General features: G+C 58.3%; 18 protein-coding genes and 1 pseudogene. 17 read left to right on the top strand and 2 right to left on the bottom strand.

The genetic code is table 11. The features are described 5' to 3' along the window. Nucleotides 1–224 precede the first annotated feature (224 nt). The 14 genes from PGR10_RS18060 to yjiA all read left to right on the top strand — a co-directional run bounded on the left by PGR10_RS18060 (nt 225) and on the right by yjiA (nt 14,411). Nucleotides 225–857: a fumarylacetoacetate hydrolase family protein gene (locus PGR10_RS18060; protein ID WP_213317812.1), complete on the top strand. Its 633-nt coding sequence runs from the start codon at nt 225–227 to the stop codon at nt 855–857. Then, nucleotides 854–1,618, top strand: coding sequence for a fumarylacetoacetate hydrolase family protein (locus tag PGR10_RS18055; protein ID WP_009485356.1), 765 nt, complete (start codon nt 854–856; stop codon nt 1,616–1,618). Before PGR10_RS18060 ends, PGR10_RS18055 begins: the two co-directional genes overlap by 4 nt. Further along, nucleotides 1,615–3,081: a 5-carboxymethyl-2-hydroxymuconate semialdehyde dehydrogenase gene (gene hpaE, locus PGR10_RS18050; protein WP_009485357.1), complete on the top strand. Its 1,467-nt coding sequence runs from the start codon at nt 1,615–1,617 to the stop codon at nt 3,079–3,081. The genes PGR10_RS18055 and hpaE overlap by 4 nt, the downstream gene beginning before the upstream one ends. Nucleotide 3,082: 1 nt before the next feature. Beyond that, nucleotides 3,083–3,940, top strand: coding sequence for a 3,4-dihydroxyphenylacetate 2,3-dioxygenase (gene hpaD / locus PGR10_RS18045; RefSeq protein WP_009485358.1), 858 nt, complete (start codon nt 3,083–3,085; stop codon nt 3,938–3,940). Nucleotides 3,941–3,949: 9 nt separating this feature from the next. After that, nucleotides 3,950–4,330 carry a 5-carboxymethyl-2-hydroxymuconate Delta-isomerase gene (locus PGR10_RS18040; protein ID WP_015368431.1) on the top strand — a complete coding sequence of 127 codons (381 nt, stop codon included), beginning with the start codon at nt 3,950–3,952 and terminating at the stop codon, nt 4,328–4,330. A 137-nt stretch (nt 4,331–4,467) separates the two neighbouring features. Then, nucleotides 4,468–5,271 (top strand): 2-oxo-hept-4-ene-1,7-dioate hydratase, encoded by an 804-nt coding sequence (hpaH, locus tag PGR10_RS18035; protein WP_002887487.1) that lies wholly within the window; start codon nt 4,468–4,470, stop codon nt 5,269–5,271. Nucleotides 5,272–5,281: 10 nt separating this feature from the next. Beyond that, on the top strand, nt 5,282–6,079 hold the full coding sequence (gene hpaI, locus PGR10_RS18030; RefSeq protein WP_430923887.1) for a 4-hydroxy-2-oxoheptanedioate aldolase: 798 nt from the start codon (nt 5,282–5,284) through the stop codon (nt 6,077–6,079). 21 nt (nt 6,080–6,100) lie between these two features. Further along, entirely contained in the window at nt 6,101–7,459 is a 1,359-nt protein-coding gene (gene hpaX, locus PGR10_RS18025) for a 4-hydroxyphenylacetate permease (protein WP_430923886.1), read from the top strand. 9 nt (nt 7,460–7,468) lie between these two features. Next, a complete protein-coding gene (gene hpaA, locus PGR10_RS18020) occupies nt 7,469–8,359 on the top strand; it encodes a 4-hydroxyphenylacetate catabolism regulatory protein HpaA (RefSeq protein ID WP_004182836.1) in 891 nt (296 codons plus the stop codon). A 225-nt stretch (nt 8,360–8,584) separates the two neighbouring features. After that, on the top strand, nt 8,585–10,147 hold the full coding sequence (hpaB, locus tag PGR10_RS18015) for a 4-hydroxyphenylacetate 3-monooxygenase, oxygenase component (protein WP_002887473.1): 1,563 nt from the start codon (nt 8,585–8,587) through the stop codon (nt 10,145–10,147). Between the two features lie 19 nt (nt 10,148–10,166). Beyond that, a complete protein-coding gene (locus PGR10_RS18010) occupies nt 10,167–10,679 on the top strand; it encodes a 4-hydroxyphenylacetate 3-monooxygenase reductase subunit (RefSeq protein ID WP_202181166.1) in 513 nt (170 codons plus the stop codon). Between the two features lie 300 nt (nt 10,680–10,979). Continuing rightward, the gene (locus PGR10_RS18005) at nt 10,980–13,130 is read left to right on the top strand and encodes a carbon starvation CstA family protein (protein ID WP_045395482.1); all 2,151 of its coding nucleotides are present in this window, start codon (nt 10,980–10,982) and stop codon (nt 13,128–13,130) included. A 109-nt stretch (nt 13,131–13,239) separates the two neighbouring features. After that, on the top strand, nt 13,240–13,443 hold the full coding sequence (locus PGR10_RS18000; protein ID WP_002887451.1) for a YbdD/YjiX family protein: 204 nt from the start codon (nt 13,240–13,242) through the stop codon (nt 13,441–13,443). An 11-nt stretch (nt 13,444–13,454) separates the two neighbouring features. Next, complete coding sequence (gene yjiA / locus PGR10_RS17995) at nt 13,455–14,411, top strand: GTPase (protein ID WP_430923885.1); 957 nt, start codon at nt 13,455–13,457, stop codon at nt 14,409–14,411. A 57-nt stretch (nt 14,412–14,468) separates the two neighbouring features. Here yjiA and PGR10_RS17990 read toward each other — a convergent pair whose 3' ends face one another. After that, nucleotides 14,469–15,839, bottom strand: coding sequence for an NAD-dependent succinate-semialdehyde dehydrogenase (locus PGR10_RS17990; protein WP_213317808.1), 1,371 nt, complete (start codon nt 15,837–15,839; stop codon nt 14,469–14,471). Nucleotides 15,840–16,006: 167 nt separating this feature from the next. Further along, nucleotides 16,007–16,956, bottom strand: a pseudogene (locus tag PGR10_RS17985) (Rpn family recombination-promoting nuclease/putative transposase). Nucleotides 16,957–17,161: 205 nt separating this feature from the next. On the opposite strand from PGR10_RS17985, the gene PGR10_RS17980 reads away from it, so the two are divergent. The 3 genes from PGR10_RS17980 to PGR10_RS17970 are packed head-to-tail and all read left to right on the top strand — an operon-like array spanning nt 17,162 to nt 20,019. After that, nucleotides 17,162–18,454, top strand: a complete 1,293-nt coding sequence (locus tag PGR10_RS17980; RefSeq protein WP_162750224.1) for a DUF445 domain-containing protein — start codon at nt 17,162–17,164, stop codon at nt 18,452–18,454. Nucleotides 18,455–18,510: 56 nt separating this feature from the next. Further along, on the top strand, nt 18,511–19,755 hold the full coding sequence (gene mdtM / locus PGR10_RS17975; RefSeq protein WP_411325771.1) for a multidrug efflux MFS transporter MdtM: 1,245 nt from the start codon (nt 18,511–18,513) through the stop codon (nt 19,753–19,755). 24 nt (nt 19,756–19,779) lie between these two features. Beyond that, on the top strand, nt 19,780–20,019 hold the full coding sequence (locus PGR10_RS17970) for a DUF2164 domain-containing protein (protein ID WP_015704280.1): 240 nt from the start codon (nt 19,780–19,782) through the stop codon (nt 20,017–20,019). Nucleotides 20,020–20,080: the final 61 nt, after the last annotated feature.

Here is a 20,080-nt window from a genome sequence, read left to right as displayed (position 1 = left end):
CATGTACAACCGGTTTCTGCACCTGAAAAGTACCAGTCGCTATCAAAAATAAATATATGTAATTGATATATAAAATATAAATAAAAAACATGTAAATATTGTGTTAATCCGATCACAAAACATTCACTTCTATTTGCCAAACCGGCGCGCAAAGAATAAAAGATGATCATTAACATATTAATGAAATCCCTTCGAATCCAAAATCAGTACCAGAGGAGTGGTGAATGAAAGGTACCATCTTCGCCGTTGCGCTCAATCATCGCAGCCAGCTCGACGCCTGGCGCGAAGCGTTTCAACAGGCCCCCTACAAGACGCCGCCGAAAACCGCGGTCTGGTTCATCAAACCCCGTAATACTGTGATTGGCGATGGCGAAGCCATTCCCCATCCGCAGGGCGAGACCGTACAAAGCGGCGCGACGGTGGCGCTGATTGTCGGCAAAACCGCACGTAAAGTGGCGACGGAAGAGGCGGCGAACTATATCGCCGGCTACGCGCTGGCTAACGACGTTAGCCTTCCGGAAGAGAGTTTTTATCGCCCGGCGATAAAAGCCAAATGCCGCGATGGCTTCTGCCCCATCGGCGCGCTGTCGGCGGTGCGCAACGTCGATAACCTGACCATCATCACCGAAATCAACGGCCGCGAGGCGGATAGCTGGCATACCGGCGATCTGCAGCGTAACGCCGCACAGCTGCTTAGCGCCTTGAGCGAGTTCGCCACCCTCAATCCCGGCGACGCGATCCTTATCGGCACGCCCCACTCTCGCGTTACGCTGCGCCCCGGCGACCGCGTACGTATTCTCGCCGACGGTTTCCCGGCGCTCGAAAACCCGGTTGTCGCAGAAGGAGAGCTGGCATGAAACAGGCACGCATTGAATGGCAAGGACAGGTACGCGACGTGCTGGTCGATGAACGCGACCAGGTGCGCCTGCCCGATGGCACGGTATTGAAAGAAGGTGAATTCCGCTGGCTGCCGCCCGCCGACGGCACGCTGTTCGCGCTGGGGCTGAATTACGCCGATCACGCCAGCGAGCTGGAGTTTAAACCGCCAACCGAACCTTTGGTGTTCATCAAAGCGCCGAACACCTTTATTGGCCACCAGCAGCAGTCGGTACGCCCGGATAACGTCGAATACATGCACTACGAAGCCGAACTGGTGGTGGTGATCGGGAAAACCGCGCGCCGCGTCAGCGAAGCCGAGGCTATGGATTATGTCGCTGGCTATACCGTGTGCAACGACTACGCGATCCGCGACTATCTGGAAAACTACTACCGCCCGAACCTGCGGGTGAAAAGCCGCGATACCCTGACGCCGATCGGCCCGTGGATCGTCGCCAAAGAGGCGATCCCGGACCCGCATAATCTGGCCCTGCGCACCTGGGTCAACGGCGAACTGCGCCAGCAGGGCACCACCGCCGATCTGATCTTCAGCATCCCGTTTCTCATCGCTTATTTAAGCGAATTTATGACCCTGCAACCGGGCGACATGATCGCCACCGGCACGCCGAAAGGGCTATCCGATGTGGTGCCGGGCGACGAGGTGATCGTTGAAGTCGAGGGCGTGGGCCGCCTGGTCAACCATATCATCAGCCAGCAAGCGTATGAGGAGACACTGTCATGAAAAAGATTAACCATTGGATCAACGGTAAAAACGTTGCCGGCGCAGACTATTTTCATACCACCAACCCGGCCACCGGCGAGGTACTGGCTGAAGTCGCCTCCGGCGGTGAAGCCGAAATCAACCAGGCGGTAGCGGCGGCGAAAGAGGCCTTCCCGAAGTGGGCTAACCTGCCGATGAAAGAGCGCGCGCGCCTGATGCGCCGCCTGGGGGATCTGATCGATCAGAACGTCCCGGAGATCGCGGCGATGGAAACCGCCGATACCGGCCTGCCGATCCACCAGACCAAAAACGTGCTGATCCCGCGGGCGTCGCATAACTTCGAATTTTTCGCCGAAGTGTGCCAGCAGATGAACGGCAAGACCTATCCGGTCGACGACAAGATGCTTAACTACACCCTCGTGCAGCCGGTTGGCGTCTGCGCACTGGTGTCGCCGTGGAATGTGCCGTTTATGACCGCCACCTGGAAGGTGGCGCCGTGCCTGGCGCTGGGGAATACCGCGGTGCTGAAAATGTCCGAACTGTCGCCGCTGACCGCCGATCGTCTGGGCGAGCTGGCGCTGGAGGCCGGGATCCCGGCAGGCGTGCTCAACGTGGTGCAGGGCTATGGCGCCACCGCTGGCGACGCGCTGGTACGCCATCATGATGTGCGCGCCGTCTCCTTCACCGGCGGCACCGCTACCGGGCGCAACATCATGAAGAACGCCGGCCTGAAAAAGTACTCCATGGAGCTCGGCGGAAAATCGCCGGTGCTGATTTTTGAAGACGCCGATATTGAGCGCGCGCTCGACGCCGCGCTGTTCACTATCTTCTCGATCAACGGCGAACGCTGCACCGCCGGTTCGCGCATTTTCATTCAGCAGAGTATTTATCCGGAGTTCGTTAAGCGTTTCGCCGAGCGCGCCAACCGCCTGCGCGTAGGCGATCCGACCGATCCGAATACCCAGGTCGGCGCGCTGATTAGCAAGCAGCACTGGGAAAAAGTGTCCGGCTACATTCGCCTCGGCATCGAAGAGGGCGCCACCCTGCTGGCCGGCGGCGCGGATAAACCGTCCGACCTGCCGGCGCATCTGAAATCCGGCAACTTCCTGCGCCCGACGGTACTGGCGGATGTCGACAACCGCATGCGCGTCGCCCAGGAAGAGATTTTTGGCCCGGTCGCCTGCCTGCTGCCGTTCAAAGACGAAGCGGAAGGGCTGCGTCTGGCCAACGATGTGGAATACGGTCTGGCGTCGTACATCTGGACCCAGGACGTCAGCAAAGTGCTGCGCCTGGCGCGCGGTATTGAAGCCGGAATGGTGTTCGTCAACACCCAGAACGTGCGCGACCTGCGTCAGCCGTTCGGCGGCGTGAAGGCCTCCGGCACCGGCCGCGAAGGTGGCGAGTACAGCTTTGAAGTGTTCGCCGAAATGAAGAACGTCTGCATCTCGATGGGCGACCATCCGATCCCGAAATGGGGAGTCTGATATGGGTAAGTTAGCGTTAGCAGCAAAAATCACTCACGTGCCGTCGATGTATCTATCTGAGCTGCCGGGGAAAAACCACGGCTGCCGTCAGGGCGCGATCGACGGGCATAAAGAAATTGGCAAGCGCTGCCGTGAAATGGGCGTCGATACCATCATCGTGTTCGATACCCACTGGCTGGTCAACAGCGCCTACCACATCAACTGTGCCGACCATTTTCAGGGCGTCTACACCAGTAACGAACTGCCTCATTTTATTCGCGACATGACCTACGACTACGACGGCAACCCGGAGCTGGGCCACCTGATTGCCGACGAGGCCGTCAAGCTTGGCGTACGCGCCAAAGCGCACAATATTCCGAGCCTGAAGCTGGAGTACGGCACCCTGGTGCCGATGCGCTACATGAATAGCGATAAGCATTTCAAAGTGGTGTCCATTTCCGCCTTCTGTACCGTTCACGATTTTGCCGACAGCCGCAAGCTGGGCGAGGCCATCCTCAAGGCCATCGACAAATATGACGGCACCGTAGCGGTGCTGGCCAGCGGTTCGCTGTCGCATCGCTTTATCGACGACCAGCGCGCCGAAGAGGGGATGAACAGCTATACCCGCGAGTTTGATCATCAGATGGATGAGCGCGTGGTGAAGCTGTGGCGCGAGGGCAAATTCAAAGAGTTCTGCACCATGCTGCCGGAGTACGCCGACTACTGCTACGGCGAAGGCAACATGCACGACACGGTGATGCTGCTCGGCCTTCTGGGTTGGGATAAATACGACGGCAAGGTGGAGTTTATCACCGAGCTATTCGCCAGTTCCGGTACCGGCCAGGTGAACGCCGTGTTCCCGCTGCCGGCGCAGGCGTAAGGAGGCCGTATGCCGCATTTTATCGCCGAGTGTAGCGACAATATCCGCGAACAGGCCGATTTACCGGGCCTGTTCGCCAAAGTCAACGAGGCGCTGGCCGCCACCGGCATCTTTCCGATTGGCGGTATTCGTAGCCGCGCCCACTGGCTCGATACCTGGCAGATGGCCGACGGCAAGCATGATTACGCCTTCGTGCATATGACCCTGAAGATCGGCGCCGGGCGCAGCCTTGAGAGCCGTCAGGAGGTGGGCGAAATGCTGTTCGCGCTGATCAAAGCCCACTTTGCCGCGCTGATGGAGAGCCGCTATCTGGCACTGTCGTTCGCCATGGAAGAGCTCGACCCGACGCTGAACTACAAACAAAACAACGTGCACGCGTTATTTAAATAATACATCGAGGCTCAAGCAGGTAGCCCGGCCGAGCAACGCGACGCCGGGGTTTGCTCCGGGCCACCCCGGGGTCGGCGTAAACGCCTCGCCCGGGCTACTCGATTGTGCACATTTCCGGTAATGCCACAGGAATCTCTATGCTCGATAAACAGACCCGTACCCTGATTGCCCAGCGGCTGAACCAGGCCGAAAAACAGCGTGAACAGATCCGCGCGATCTCGCTGGATTATCCGTCAATCACCATTGAGGACGCCTACGCCGTCCAGCGCGAGTGGGTCGAGATGAAGATCGCCGAAGGCCGCGTGCTCAAAGGTCATAAGATTGGCCTGACCTCTAAAGCGATGCAGGCCAGTTCGCAGATCAGCGAACCGGACTACGGCGCGCTGCTCGACGATATGTTCTTTCACGACGGCAGCGATATTCCCACCGACCGCTTTATCGTGCCGCGTATTGAAGTCGAGCTAGCCTTCGTGCTGGCCAAACCGCTGCGCGGCCCGAACTGCACGCTGTTTGATGTTTACAACGCCACCGACTACGTCATCCCGGCGCTGGAACTTATCGACGCGCGTTGCCACAACATCGACCCGGAAACCCAGCGCCCGCGCAAAGTGTTCGACACTATCTCCGACAACGCCGCCAACGCCGGGGTGATCCTCGGCGGCCGGCCGATTAAACCAGACGAGCTCGACCTGCGCTGGATCTCCGCCCTGCTGTATCGCAACGGCGTGATTGAAGAGACCGGCGTCGCCGCGGGCGTGCTCAATCATCCGGCCAACGGCGTGGCCTGGCTGGCCAACAAACTGGCGCCGTACGATGTCCAGCTCGAGGCCGGGCAAATCATCCTCGGCGGCTCCTTCACCCGCCCGGTCCCGGCGCGCAAGGGCGATACCTTCCACGTCGACTACGGCAACATGGGCGCCATCAGCTGCCGCTTTGTTTGAGGAGAGCAACATGAACAACGCATTTAAAGAGGCGCTCAAGGCCGGGCGTCCGCAAATCGGCCTGTGGCTTGGGCTGTGCAGCAGCTACAGCGCCGAACTGCTGGCCGGCGCGGGCTTCGACTGGCTGCTAATCGACGGCGAACACGCGCCCAACAATGTACAAACGGTGCTGACCCAGCTTCAGGCCATTGCGCCCTACCCCAGCCAGCCGGTGGTGCGTCCGTCGTGGAACGATCCGGTACAAATCAAACAGCTGCTGGATGTCGGCGCGCAAACCCTGCTGGTGCCGATGGTGCAGAATGCCGACGAGGCGCGGCTGGCGGTAAAAGCCACCCGCTACCCGCCTGCCGGCATCCGCGGTGTCGGCAGCGCGCTGGCCCGCGCCTCGCGCTGGAATCGCGTCCCGGATTATATCCACCGGGCCAATGACGCCATGTGCGTACTGGTGCAGATTGAGACCCGCGAAGCGCTGAAAAATCTGCCGCAGATCCTCGATGTCGAAGGGGTGGATGGCGTGTTTATCGGCCCGGCGGATCTGAGCGCTGATATGGGCTACGGCGGCAACCCACAACACCCGGAAGTGCAGGCCGCCATTGAAGATGCCATCCAGCAAATCCGTCAGGCCGGTAAGGCGCCGGGGATCCTGATGGCCAATGAACAGCTGGCGAAACGCTATCTTGAACTGGGCGCGCTGTTCGTCGCCGTCGGCGTCGATACCACCCTGCTGGCCCGCGGCGCAGAAGCGCTGGCGGCCCGTTTTACCCACACCGCAACCACCACAACCGATAACAATAAATCCGTCTATTGAACGGATAATGTGGAGCGCAACATGACTACCTCTACCCTGCAACACAATGATAATAAAGCTATTGAAGTAGAAAACCGGGTGATCAAAAAGCTGTTCCGCCGCCTGATTACCTTCCTGTTTGTTCTCTTTGTTTTCTCATTTTTGGATCGAATTAATATCGGCTTCGCCGGCCTGACGATGGGTAAAGATCTCGGCCTGACCTCCACCATGTTCGGTCTGGCGGCGACGCTGTTCTACGTCACCTACGTGCTGTGCGGGATCCCCAGCAATATCATGCTGGCGAAAGTTGGCGCGCGCCGTTGGATCGCCGGGATCATGGTGGTCTGGGGGATCGCCTCGACCTGTACCATGTTCGCCACCAGCCCGCATACGCTATACATCCTGCGCATGCTGGTCGGCATCGCCGAGGCCGGTTTTCTGCCGGGGATCCTCGTCTATCTGACCTGGTGGTTCCCGGCCTACCATCGCGCCCGCGCCAACGCCCTGTTTATGATCGCCATGCCGGTGACCATGATGCTCGGCTCGATACTTTCCGGCTATATTCTGGCGCTCGACGGCCTGTGGAACCTGAAGGGCTGGCAGTGGCTGTTTCTGCTGGAAGGCCTGCCGTCGGTGGTGCTCGGCGTCGTCACCTGGTTCTTCCTCAACGACACGCCGGATAAAGCCAACTGGCTGGATAATGAAGAGAAACAGGCGCTGAAGGCGATGATCGATCGCGAGCGGGAACATGCGGCGATCGTCCCGGCTTCGCCGCGTTCCACGCTGCGCGAAGTACTGACGCCAGCGGTGCTGATGTATACCCTCGCCTACTTCTGCCTGACCAATACCCTCAGCGCCATTAATATCTGGACGCCGCAGATCCTGCAGAGCTTCAACACCGGCAGTAGCAACATCATGATTGGCCTGCTGGCGGCGATCCCGCAGTTCTGCACCATTTTCGGCATGATCTGGTGGAGCCGCCGATCCGACCGCCGAAAAGAGCGCAAGATGCATACCATCCTGCCCTACCTGTTCGCCGCGGCGGGTTGGCTGCTGGCTTCGGCAACGCACCACAGTCTGATCCAGCTGATCGGCATTATTATGGCTTCGGTGGGCTCCTTTACCGCGATGGCCATTTTCTGGACCACCCCGGATCGGGTGATCAGCCTGCAGTCGCGCGCGGTAGCGCTGGCGGTGATCAACGCCATCGGCAACGTCGGCTCTGCCGTCAGCCCGCTGTTGATCGGCATTTTGCGCGATACCACCGGCAGCTTTAGCTCCGGGCTGTGGTTTGTCGCCGGGCTGCTGATTGTCGGCGCGCTGGTGCTCACCCGCATTCCGATGAGCCAGCGTGAGGACGCTGCCGCCGAGCCGGGCTTAGCGGCGCAAAAAGGCCACTAAGGAGCGGGTATGTGCCAGCATTCAATCGCCAACATCGACATCAATAAAGATTACGACGAGAGTCTGGGCACCGAAGAGGTGCACTATCAGTCGTTTGCCCGCATGGCGGCCTTTTTTGGCCGCGACATGCAGGCGCATCGCCACGACCGTTATTTTCAGATGCACTTTCTTGATACCGGACAGATTGAGCTACAGCTTGATGACCACCGCTATTCGGTGCAGGCGCCGCTGTTTGTGATAACGCCGCCTTCGGTGCCGCACGCCTTTATTACCGAGTCCGATAGCGATGGTCACGTGTTGACGGTGCACGAAGAACTCATCTGGCCGCTGCTGGAGGTGCTTTATCCCGGCACGCGGGAGACCTTCGGCCTGCCGGGGATCTGCCTGTCGCTGGCGGATAAACCTGACGAGCTGGCGGCGCTGGCGCACTACTGGCAGCTGATTCGCCGTGAATCCACCGCTCAGCTGCCGGGGCGCGAGCATACCCTGGCGCTGCTGGCGCAGGCGGTATTTACCCTGCTGCTGCGCAACGCCAGGCTCGACGATCATGCCGCCAGCGGGATGCGCGGCGAGCTGAAATTATTCCAGCGCTTTAACCAGATGATCGACAGCCACTTTCATCAGCACTGGACTGTACCGGATTACGCCAACGAACTGCATCTGACCGAATCGCGGTTGACCGACATCTGCCGCCGCTTCGCCAACCGCCCGCCGAAGCGGCTGATATTCGACCGCCAGCTACGCGAGGCTAAGCGGCTGCTGCTGTTTTCCGATAGCGCGGTCAATGAGATAGCCTGGCAGCTGGGGTTTAAAGATCCCGCTTATTTTGCGCGCTTTTTTAGCCGCCAGGTCGGCTGCTCACCCAGCAGCTACCGGGCGCAAAAAGTACCGGTGTCGTAATTCCCCGGTGGCGCTGCGCTTGCCGGGGCTACGGTCCATAGGGCCAGTTAGCGCCGCGCCACCCGCCAAAAGCTGCAGAGATCACAAAATTTACTCCCGCCTGAAAAGTACCCGCCGTTGTCGCAAACGTCCCTTCACGACAAGCGCAATAACCGCTTCAATTAAACAACAAAAACAAAACATATATTTAACATTATTATTCCGATAAATACTGAAGAGGCCCCTATGAAACCTGAAGATTTCCGCGCCGACGCGAAGCGCCCGTTAACTGGCGAAGAGTATTTAAAAAGCCTGCAGGATGGCCGCGAAATTTATATCTACGGCGAGCGCGTGAAGGATGTCACTACGCACCCGGCTTTCCGTAATGCCGCGGCTTCTGTCGCTCAGCTGTACGATGCGCTGCACAAACCGGAGATGCAGGATTCCCTGTGCTGGGGCACCGATACCGGTAGCGGCGGCTACACCCATAAATTCTTCCGCGTGGCGAAAAGCGCCGACGACCTGCGCCAGCAGCGCGACGCCATCGCCGAATGGTCGCGCTTAAGCTACGGCTGGATGGGCCGCACCCCGGACTACAAAGCCGCCTTCGGCTGCGCGCTGGGCGCCAACCCAGCGTTTTACGGCCAGTTCGAGCAGAACGCCCGCAACTGGTACACCCGCATTCAGGAAACCGGCCTGTACTTTAACCACGCTATCGTCAACCCGCCGATCGACCGCCACAAGCCGGCTGATGAAGTGAAGGATGTCTACATCAAGCTGGAAAAAGAGACCGATGCCGGGATCATCGTCAGCGGCGCGAAAGTGGTCGCCACCAACTCGGCGCTGACCCACTACAACATGATCGGTTTCGGCTCCGCACAGGTGATGGGCGAGAACCCGGACTTCGCGCTGATGTTCGTCGCGCCGATGGATGCCGAAGGCGTCAAGCTTATCTCCCGCGCCTCCTACGAGATGGTCGCCGGCGCGACCGGATCGCCATACGACTATCCGCTTTCCAGCCGTTTCGACGAGAATGACGCGATTCTGGTAATGGATAAAGTGCTGATCCCATGGGAGAACGTGCTGATTTATCGCGACTTTGACCGCTGCCGCCGCTGGACGATGGAAGGGGGTTTCGCCCGCATGTACCCGCTGCAGGCCTGCGTGCGCCTGGCGGTAAAACTGGACTTTATCACTGCCCTGCTGAAGCGTTCTCTGGAATGTACCGGCACCCTCGAATTCCGCGGCGTACAGGCCGACCTCGGAGAAGTGGTGGCGTGGCGCAACATGTTCTGGGCGTTAAGCGATTCCATGTGCTCGGAAGCGACGCCGTGGGTCAACGGCGCATGGCTGCCGGATCACGCCGCGCTGCAGACCTATCGCGTGATGGCGCCGATGGCCTACGCCAAGATCAAGAACATCATCGAGCGTAACGTCACCAGCGGCCTGATTTATCTGCCGTCCAGCGCCCGCGATCTGAACAACCCGCAGATCGACCAGTATCTGGCGAAGTACGTGCGCGGCTCCAACGGTATGGATCACGTTGAACGTATCAAGATCCTCAAACTGATGTGGGACGCCATCGGCAGCGAATTCGGCGGCCGCCATGAACTGTATGAGATCAACTACTCCGGTAGCCAGGATGAAATTCGCCTGCAGTGTCTGCGCCAGGCGCAGAGCTCCGGCAATATGGACAAAATGATGGCGATGGTCGACCGCTGCCTGTCCGAGTACGACCAGAACGGCTGGACGGTGCCGCATCTGCACAATAACGCTGATATCAACATGTTGGATAAGCTGCTGAAGTAATTCACAGCGGGAGGTCATAATGCAATTAGATGAACAACGCCTGCGTTTTCGCGATGCCATGGCCAGCCTGTCGGCGGCGGTTAACGTTGTCACCACCGCAGGTGAAGCCGGCCGCTGCGGCATTACCGCCACGGCGGTTTGCTCGGTGACGGATACGCCGCCATCGGTGATGGTTTGTATCAACGCCAACAGCGCGATGAACCCGGTCTTTCAGGGCAACGGCAAGTTGTGCATCAACGTGCTGAACCACGAACAGGAAATCATGGCCCGTCATTTCGCCGGGATGACCGGAGTGACGATGGAAGAGCGGTTTGCCCTCAGCGGCTGGCAGCAGGGCACGCTCGGGCAGCCGGTGCTGAAGGGTTCGCTGGCCAGTCTCGAAGGCGAGATTAGCCAGGTGCAAACCATTGGTACCCACCTGGTGTATCTGGTGGAGATCCGCAATATTACCCTGAGCCCGCAAGGGCACGGCCTGATTTACTTTAAACGCCGTTTCCACCCGGTGATGATGGAAATGGAAGTCGCGGTGTAATGGCCTCGCCTGCTCCTCTCCGCCCGGGGAGGAGCCTTATCTTTCATGACCATCTTCTCGGCCACAATCCCCTGTGATCTCAATCACATATTTATCTCCTGTTCACTTCATAGCCAACCGCTTACCCCAGCTAGCGACCGCTTAACCCCCCATACAACCACTCACTCATTTACCCAACTTTACGCGCGCGCAGTTCTGGCAAGATCGACGCTAGCCTAGCTAATCAATACCTCCACCAACCCAAACACAAAACCAGACGGCTTCGGCCAATTATTAATCTAATTAACGCCAGGTTTTACTATGGATACCAAAAAACTACTCAAGCACATACCCTGGGTGATTCTTGGAATCATCGGGGCATTTTGCCTCTCAGTCGTCGCGTTGCGCCGCGGTGAGCACGTCAGTGCGCTGTGGATCGTCGTCGCGTCGGTTTCCGTGTACCTCGTCGCCTACCGTTATTACAGCCTGTACATCGCGCAGAAGGTGATGAAGCTTGACCCAACGCGCGCGACGCCGGCGGTCATTAATAACGATGGCCTGAACTACGTGCCGACCAACCGCTACGTGCTGTTCGGCCACCACTTCGCCGCTATTGCCGGCGCTGGTCCGCTGGTTGGCCCGGTACTGGCCGCGCAGATGGGCTATCTGCCGGGCACCCTCTGGCTGCTGGCCGGCGTGGTGCTGGCGGGCGCGGTACAGGACTTCATGGTGCTGTTTATCTCCTCGCGGCGTAACGGCGCTTCGCTGGGCGAGATGATTAAACAGGAGATGGGGCCGGTACCAGGGTCTATCGCCCTGTTCGGCTGCTTCCTGATTATGATCATCATTCTCGCGGTGCTGGCGCTCATCGTAGTGAAAGCGCTGGCGGAGAGCCCATGGGGCGTCTTTACCGTCTGCTCGACGGTGCCTATCGCCCTGTTTATGGGTATTTATATGCGCTTCCTGCGCCCTGGCCGCGTCGGCGAAGTTTCGGTTATCGGTATCGTGCTGCTGGTGGCATCTATCTGGTTTGGCGGCATCATTGCCCACGACCCGTACTGGGGCCCGGCGCTGACCTTTAAAGACACCACCATCACCTTTACTCTGATTGGCTACGCGTTTATCTCCGCGCTGCTGCCGGTATGGCTGATTCTGGCGCCGCGTGACTATCTGGCCACCTTCCTGAAAATCGGCGTGATCGTTGGCCTGGCGCTGGGGATCGTTATCCTCAACCCGGACCTGAAAATGCCGGCAGTGACCCAGTACATTGATGGTACCGGCCCGCTGTGGAAAGGCGCGCTGTTCCCGTTCCTGTTTATCACCATCGCCTGCGGCGCGGTCTCCGGCTTCCACGCGCTGATCGCCTCCGGCACCACGCCGAAGCTGCTGGCCAACGAAACCGACGCCCGCTTTATCGGCTACGGCGCGATGCTGATGGAGTCGTTCGTCGCCATCATGGCGCTGGTCGCAGCATCAATTATCGAACCGGGTCTCTACTTCGCGATGAATACCCCGCCGGCGGGCCTTGGCATCGTCATGCCGAACCTGCACGAAATGGGCGGTGAAAACGCGGCGATGATCGCCGCACAGCTGAAAGAAGTGACCGTCCACGCGGCGGCGACCGTCAGTTCCTGGGGCTTCGTGATTTCACCTGAGCAGATCCTGCAGACGGCGAAAGATATCGGCGAACCTTCCGTACTGAACCGCGCCGGCGGCGCGCCGACGCTGGCCGTCGGTATCGCTCACGTGTTCCACAAAATCATCCCGATGGCGGATATGGGCTTCTGGTACCACTTCGGTATTCTGTTTGAAGCGCTGTTTATCCTCACCGCGCTGGATGCCGGTACCCGCGCAGGCCGCTTTATGCTGCAGGATCTGTTGGGTAACTTCGTGCCGTTCCTGAAAAAAACCGACTCGCTGGTCGCCGGTATTATCGGTACCGCCGGCTGCGTCGGCCTGTGGGGTTACCTGCTGTATCAGGGCGTGGTCGACCCGCTAGGCGGGGTGAAGAGCCTGTGGCCGCTGTTCGGTATCTCTAACCAGATGCTGGCCGCGGTGGCGCTGGTGCTCGGCACGGTGGTGCTGATCAAAATGCAGCGCACCAAATATATCTGGGTCACCGTTATTCCGGCTGCGTGGCTGCTGCTATGCACAACCTGGGCGCTGGGTCTGAAACTGTTCAGCACCAACCCGCAGATGGAAGGCTTCTTCTTTATGGCTCAGCAGTATAAAGAGAAGATTGCCGCCGGCGGCGAGCTGACCGCGCAGCAGGTCGCCAACATGAACCATATCGTGGTTAACAACTACACCAACGCCGGCCTGAGCATCCTGTTCCTGGTGGTGGTGTACAGCATCATCTTTTACGGCATCAAAACCTGGCTCAATGTCCGCAACAATAAGGTGCGTACCGACAAAGAGACTCCGTACGTGCCGGTACCGGAAGGCGGCGTGAAAACCTCGTCACATCATTAACCCTGATGCCGGATAGCGCTACGCTTATCCGGCCTACCAAAAACGCATTAACGTAGGCCGGATAAGGCGCGAGTCGCCATCCGGCTTTATTCGTTATCTGGAACTTACAATGTTTGGTAACTTAGGTCAGGCAAAAAAATATCTCGGTCAGGCAGCGAAAATGCTGATCGGCATTCCGGATTACGACAACTACGTCACCCATATGCAAACCAACCATCCGGATCAGCCGTACATGACTTATGAAGAATTCTTCCGCGAACGCCAGCAGGCCCGCTACGGCGGCGACGGCAAAGGCGGCGTACGCTGCTGTTAATGGAGGCAATAATGGCACCGATTGCAGTCACCCTATTAACCGGTTTTCTCGGCGCAGGAAAAACCACCCTGCTGCGCCATATTCTTAACGAGCAGCACGGTTTCAAAATCGCCGTGATTGAAAATGAATTTGGCGAAGTTTCCGTTGACGATCAGCTGATCGGCGATCGCGCCACGCAGATTAAAACCCTGACCAACGGCTGTATTTGCTGTACGCGCTCCAACGAACTGGAAGATGCCCTGCTCGATCTGCTCGACAGCCGCGATCGCGGCGAGATTGCCTTCGACCGACTGGTGATTGAGTGCACCGGCATGGCCGACCCGGGGCCGATTATTCAGACCTTTTTCTCCCATGAGGTGCTTTGCGAACGCTATCTGCTGGACGGCGTGATCGCCCTGGTTGACGCCGTCCATGCCGACCAGCAGATGGATCAGTTCACCATTGCCCAGTCGCAGGTCGGCTATGCGGACCGGATTCTGTTAACCAAAACCGATGTCGCCGGCGACAGCGAAAAGTTGCGCGAACGGCTGGCGCGCATCAACGCGCGGGCGCCAATTTATACCGTCATCCAAGGCGATATCGATTTAAGCCTGCTCTTTAATACCAGCGGTTTTATGCTGGAAGAGAAGGTCGTAAGCGCCACACCGCGCTTTCACTTCGTGGCGGAAAAACAGAACGACGTCTCGTCGATTGTGGTCGAACTCGACTATCCGGTGGATATCAGTGAAGTCTCACGGGTGATGGAAAACCTGCTGCTCTCCTTCGCCGAGCAACTGATGCGCTATAAAGGCATGCTGTGGATCGACGGCGAGCCAAATCGCCTGCTGTTCCAGGGCGTGCAGCGCCTCTACAGCGCCGACTGGGATCGCCCGTGGGGCGATGAAACGCCGCACAGCACGCTGGTGTTTATCGGCATTCAGCTGCCGGAAGAGGAAATCCGCGCCGCGTTTGCCGGGCTCCGTAAATAGCCGACGCAAGGATGTATCCCTCCCCCGATGGGAGAGGGATACTTCATGATGGGTGGTTTAGCGGCGAACGACCACCAGCTTCTGATTCACAAACTCTTTGATACCGAGGTCGGAAAGCTCGCGGCCAAAGCCGGAGCGCTTCACGCCGCCAAAAGGCAGTTCCGGCGCGGTATCCGTTAACCAGTTGATATAGACCATTCCAGTCTCAATCCCCGAGGCCATGCGCTTCGCCCGCTCAATATCCTGACTGAACACCGCGCCGCCCAGGCCGTAGTGAGAGTCGTTGGCAAGCGCAATCGCCTCATCATCGTCTTTCACCACGTAAATCTGCGCCACCGGGCCAAAGAACTCCTCGAAGTACGCCGGGTTATCACGGGTAATTCCCGTCAGAATGGTGGGTTCGTAGAAGTTACCTTCGCCCGAAACCGGCTTGCCGCCGAGGTGTAATTTGGCGCCATGCTTCACCGCCTCGTCGACCTGCTTGCTTAAGGTTTCCAGCGCATCTTTCGAGGAGAGCGGGCCAAGCGTAGTGCTTTCATCAAGCGGATCGCCGATCTTCACCTGGCGGAAGGCGTCGCTAAACTTGCTCAGGAACGACTCGGCGATTTTTTCATGCAGGATGAAGCGCTTGGCGGCGGTGCAAACCTGCCCGGCGTTGTTCAGCCGCGCCTGTACGCCAATTTTCACCGCGCGTTCCAGATCGGCATCCTCGAGCACCACAAACACATCGTTGCCGCCCAGCTCCAGCGTCGCTTTCTTGATATGCTTCGCCGCCTGCGACGCCACGATGCCGCCCGCTTTTTCCGAGCCGGTCAGCGCCACGCCCTGCACCCGGTCATCCGCGATAATTTTCGCTACCTGATCCTGAGAGATAAACAAGTTGGTCCACGCCCCTTCCGGCGCGCCAGCCTCGCGCACCAGATGCGCGAAGGTCTCGGCGCATTGCGGAACGATGCTGGCATGCTTGGCAATCACCGGGTTACCGGCCGCCAGATTTGGCGCCAGCACGCGCATTAACTGGTAATAGGGGAAGTTCCACGGCTCCACCGCCATCAAGACGCCGATGGGATGATGCTCAACCCAGGCTTCGCCAAGCTCGGAGGGATACTTCACCGGCGCCAGGAACCGTTCGGCGTTGTCGGCATAATAGCGGGCGATCTGCGCACAGAGTTTGACCTCGCCGCGGCTCTGTTTAATGAGTTTGCCCATCTCCTGGCTGGCGATTTTCGCCAGCTCCTCCGTTCGGCTGTCGATAAGGTCGGCCAGCTTATGCAACACCGGCAGACGCTGCGCAATATCGCCTTTCGCCCACGCAGAATGATAAAGCGCATTTGCCTGCTGCAGCGCCGCCTCCACGTCAGCATCGCTGTGTGCGGGATAGCTTTTAATAAGCTGATTATTCGCAGGATTCACTGTCTGATAAGCCATATCGCATGTCTCCTTGTTATCGCTATTAACGCAGTCAAAAATGCCGCTAAGGATATTAAGGGTAGTCGAGATAGCTGGCGATGCGGGTAAAGTTAGGTATATCCGGAATATTCCATGAGAGTGGGTAGCAGGGACGCCCCTAAGGGCGCCCCTGCATAACGGCTTTATCAATGTGGTAACGTGGCTATCTCTTCGGCAGCCAGACCGGTAATTTTCAGCACGGTTTCACGTGCAATACCGTCGGCAAGCATCATCCTCGCAATCCGCAGCGCCTCGGCGTGCCGCCCTTCTTGCCGTCCTTCTTGCCGTCCTTCTTGCCTGCCTTCAAGCCGCCCTTCACGTTTGCCTTTTCTGCGGCCAACTTCCTGTAATCTTTCTGCGATGGTCATCAATCTCTCCCTGTGTTGAGGAACCCGATGCGCGACTTCGCGAATAAACCGGCCAAATCGGCGCGCGTTGCCAGTTTGCAGTAAATAATTAAATAGCGTTTTTAGCTGCCTGTCATTAGCGTAACCGCTAAGTAAAATTGACGTTAGCTGCTCGACTATGCCCATTAAATCGCGCTGACGAATATGTTTTGGATAAGTTCTAATAGCGCCACGCGTCGATGTCCCACAATTTCATCATCCGGGATAACCGTAATATCCACCAGCGGAAAGGGTGACGAATAAAGCGCCTTCGCGAGTTGTGGGTCAGCGAACCTATCGAGCCAGTTAAGCGACCACGGATACGGAGACACGGAACCATGGTAGAACAACATAGGTACCACCAGCGGCAAGGTTTTATGGCCGCCGTCGAGATGACGTTGCATCGCAGCAATAGCATAACGCATCAGGCGAAACGCCATCTGCGCATCGGGTGAACTCTGATGTTCGATAACAACATAGATGTAGCCCTCGCCAGAAACCGTTTTTAGCGACCACAGCACGTCCGAATACCAGGCTCGCAGGTTCTCCTCAATAAAACTAGCCGATTCAAGCTGTAACGAATTGAGATCGCAGATCTGATGTAGCGCGGGCGGTAAATGGATCGCCAGAAAATCACGGGCGGTATCAGCCTGCGTAAGAAACTTTTTGAAAACCGCATCATGCGGCGTAGACGTTGTGGACCTTTCCATGTGTTCGCCCCTGCCAGCCAATTCTGCTGCGACTCTACGCTGCAGATCTCCCTCTGACACCTGGCAAAAAGCGTTTTCTCGAGCCGTGCCGAAAGCTAATTTCTGCGTGCTGCAATCGTTATCTTACCCTGGCAGCCCACTCGCAAATTGACCCGCGCATACAGGAAGTTGTGCCGATTTTTGCATGACCTCGCCGTCAGGTTATATGCTTAACCCTATGGAAAAACTCGCTGAATTAAAACGCGCCAAACTGCTGGCGCTGTCGCTGCTGCTGATTGCGGCGGCGCTGTTTATCACTACGCTGCTGCTACCGCCGACGCCGTGGGTCAGCGCGCTGAAGGCTATTTCCGAAGCGGCGATGGTCGGGGCGCTGGCCGACTGGTTTGCGGTGGTGGCCCTGTTTCGCCGCATTCCGCTGCCGTTTGTCGCCCGCCATACGGCGATCATTCCGCGCAATAAAGACCGGATCGCCGATAATCTTGGCCATTTCGTGCAGGAGAAGTTTCTTGATACCCCATCTCTGGTGGCGCTGATCCGCCGCTACGAACCGGCCCTGATGCTCGGTAACTGGTTCAGTCAGCCCGAAAACGCCCGCCGTGTCGGCCAACATCTGCTACAGGTGATGAGCGGTTTTCTCGAGCTCACCGATGACACCCGCATTCAGCGTCTGCTGCGGCGCGCGGTGCACAAGGCTATCGATAAGGTCGACCTGACCCAGACCAGCGCCATGATGCTGGAGGGGCTGACCCGCGACAATCGTCATCAGAAGCTGTTGGATTCACTGATAAGCCAGCTTATCGCCCTGCTACAGCGCGACAGCTCCCGCGCCTTTATCGCCCGCGGCATCGTGCACTGGCTGGAGACCGAACACCCGCTGAAGGCCAAACTGTTACCCACCGAGTGGCTTGGCGAGCACAGCGCCGAAATGGTGACAGACGCCGTGAATACGCTGCTCGATGAGGTCACTCAAGACCGCACGCATCAAATTCGTCAGGCCTTCGACCGCGCGGCGCAGAAGCTTATCGACAATCTGAAATCGGATCCGCAAATGGCGCAAAAAGCCGATAACATCAAAGCGTATCTGAAAAACGATGAGACCTTTAATCGCTATCTCGGCGAGGTGTGGGCGGATCTGCGCGGTTGGGTGAAAAACGATATCAGCAGTGACGATTCGCGCATCAAGCAGCGGATCGCCGAGGCCGGTCAGTGGTTCGGCGAAACCCTGGTGCGCGACGACGCGCTGCGTGAATCGCTGAATGAGCATCTGGAGCAGGCGGCGCATCGGGTGGCGCCGGAATTCGCCGCCTTCCTGACTCGCCATATCAGCGACACGGTCAAAAGCTGGGACGCGCGCGATATGTCGCGACAGATTGAGCTCAACATCGGCAAGGACCTGCAGTTTATTCGCATCAACGGCACGCTGGTTGGCGGCACTATCGGCCTCGGCCTGTGGCTGTTATCGCAAATTCCGGCGCTGCTGCATCTGCATATTGGCTGAAAATGGTAGCATCATATCCATTCTCACGATGAATACACGACGGCAAGGAGACGGCTATGTCATGGATTTCGCGATTGAGCGCCCGCTACGGCGCATCGCTGTTCTTTCCGATGGCGCTGATCCTGTATGACTTTTCCGCCTACCTGACCACCGATCTCATCCAGCCGGGAATCCTGCACGTGGTGCGGGATTTCAACGCCGATGTGGCGCTGGCGCCGGCCTCGGTGAGTTTATATATGGCCGGCGGGATGGCGCTTCAGTGGCTGCTGGGGCCGCTTTCCGATCGTATTGGCCGCCGGCCGGTACTGCTAAGCGGCGCGCTGATTTTTACCCTCGCCTGCTTCGCCACCCTGTGGACGACCTCAATGACCCAGTTCCTGATTGCCCGCTTTGTGCAGGGCACCAGCATCTGTTTTATCGCCACCGTTGGTTACGTCACCGTGCAGGAGGCCTTTGACGAAAAGCGGTCAATCAAGCTGATGGCGGTGATTACCTCCATCGTGCTGGTGGCGCCGATCGTCGGCCCGCTTTCCGGCGCGGCGCTGATGCACTTTATCCACTGGAAAGCGCTGTTTGGCATTATCGCCGCGATGGGGCTGGTGGCCTGGCTGGGTTTACTGTTTAACATGCCGGAGACGGTGCGTCGCGGCGACGTGCCGTTCAGCCCGCTCGGAGTGGTGCGCGATTTTCGCGACGTCTTCCGCAACCGCATCTTTTTACTCGGCGCCGCCACGTTGGCGCTGAGCTATATTCCGCTGATGAGTTGGGTGGCGGTGTCGCCGGTGATTTTAATGGACGCCGGCGGGCTCACCACCAGCGAGTTTGCCTGGAGCCAGGTGCCGGTTTTCAGCGCGGTGATTATCGCTAATCTGTCGGTGGCGCGCTGGGTGAAAGACCCGACTCGCCCGCGCTTTGTGTTAAGCGCGGTCCCCATCCAGATGGTTGGCCTGGCGATCCTGATTATCGGTAATCTGACGTGGCCGCACGTCTGGCTGTGGTCGGTGCTCGGCACCTGCTTCTACGCCTTCGGCATCGGGCTGATTTTCCCGACGCTGTTCCGCTTTACCCTTTTTTCCAACGACTTGCCGAAAGGGACCGTTTCCGCCTCGCTGAATATCGTGATCCTTAGCGTCAGCGCATTGTCGATTGAAGGCGCGCGCTGGTTATGGTTCCATGGCGGCAGATTGCCGTTCCACCTGCTGGCAGTGGCCGCCGGGATCGTCGCCGCCTGCTGTCTGGCGGGGCTACTCCGCAATCTGCGCCAGCGTTCAGAGGCGGTCATCGAAGCCCGGCAATCCTGACTAACTCACCGAGATTAACCACGCATGAGCGATATTGAACTCAGCCCGGCGCAGCGCGATCTGCTGCGCGAGCGGCTAAGCAAGTACTGCGAAGAGACCTTTAACCTGGAGCTGGAACAGTTCGACGCCGAGTTTTTTGTCGACTTTATCGCCAAAGAGCTGGGGCCTTTGTTCTACAACGCCGGCATTGAAGAGGCCATCCGCACCCACCTGGCATGGAGCGAACGTATCCAGGAAGAGATGGATTTGAAGAAGGTCTATTAACGCCACCGGGATGGGCGGGAGATCAATAAATACACACAAACAACATGGTTATAATGGCGAC

Source organism: Klebsiella sp. 141198 (assembly GCF_050600785.1).
Classification (GTDB): Bacteria; Pseudomonadota; Gammaproteobacteria; order Enterobacterales; family Enterobacteriaceae; genus Klebsiella; species Klebsiella aerogenes.
The sequence above is the reverse complement of the archived record's forward strand: the minus strand, read 5'-3'. Positions and strand labels throughout refer to the sequence as shown.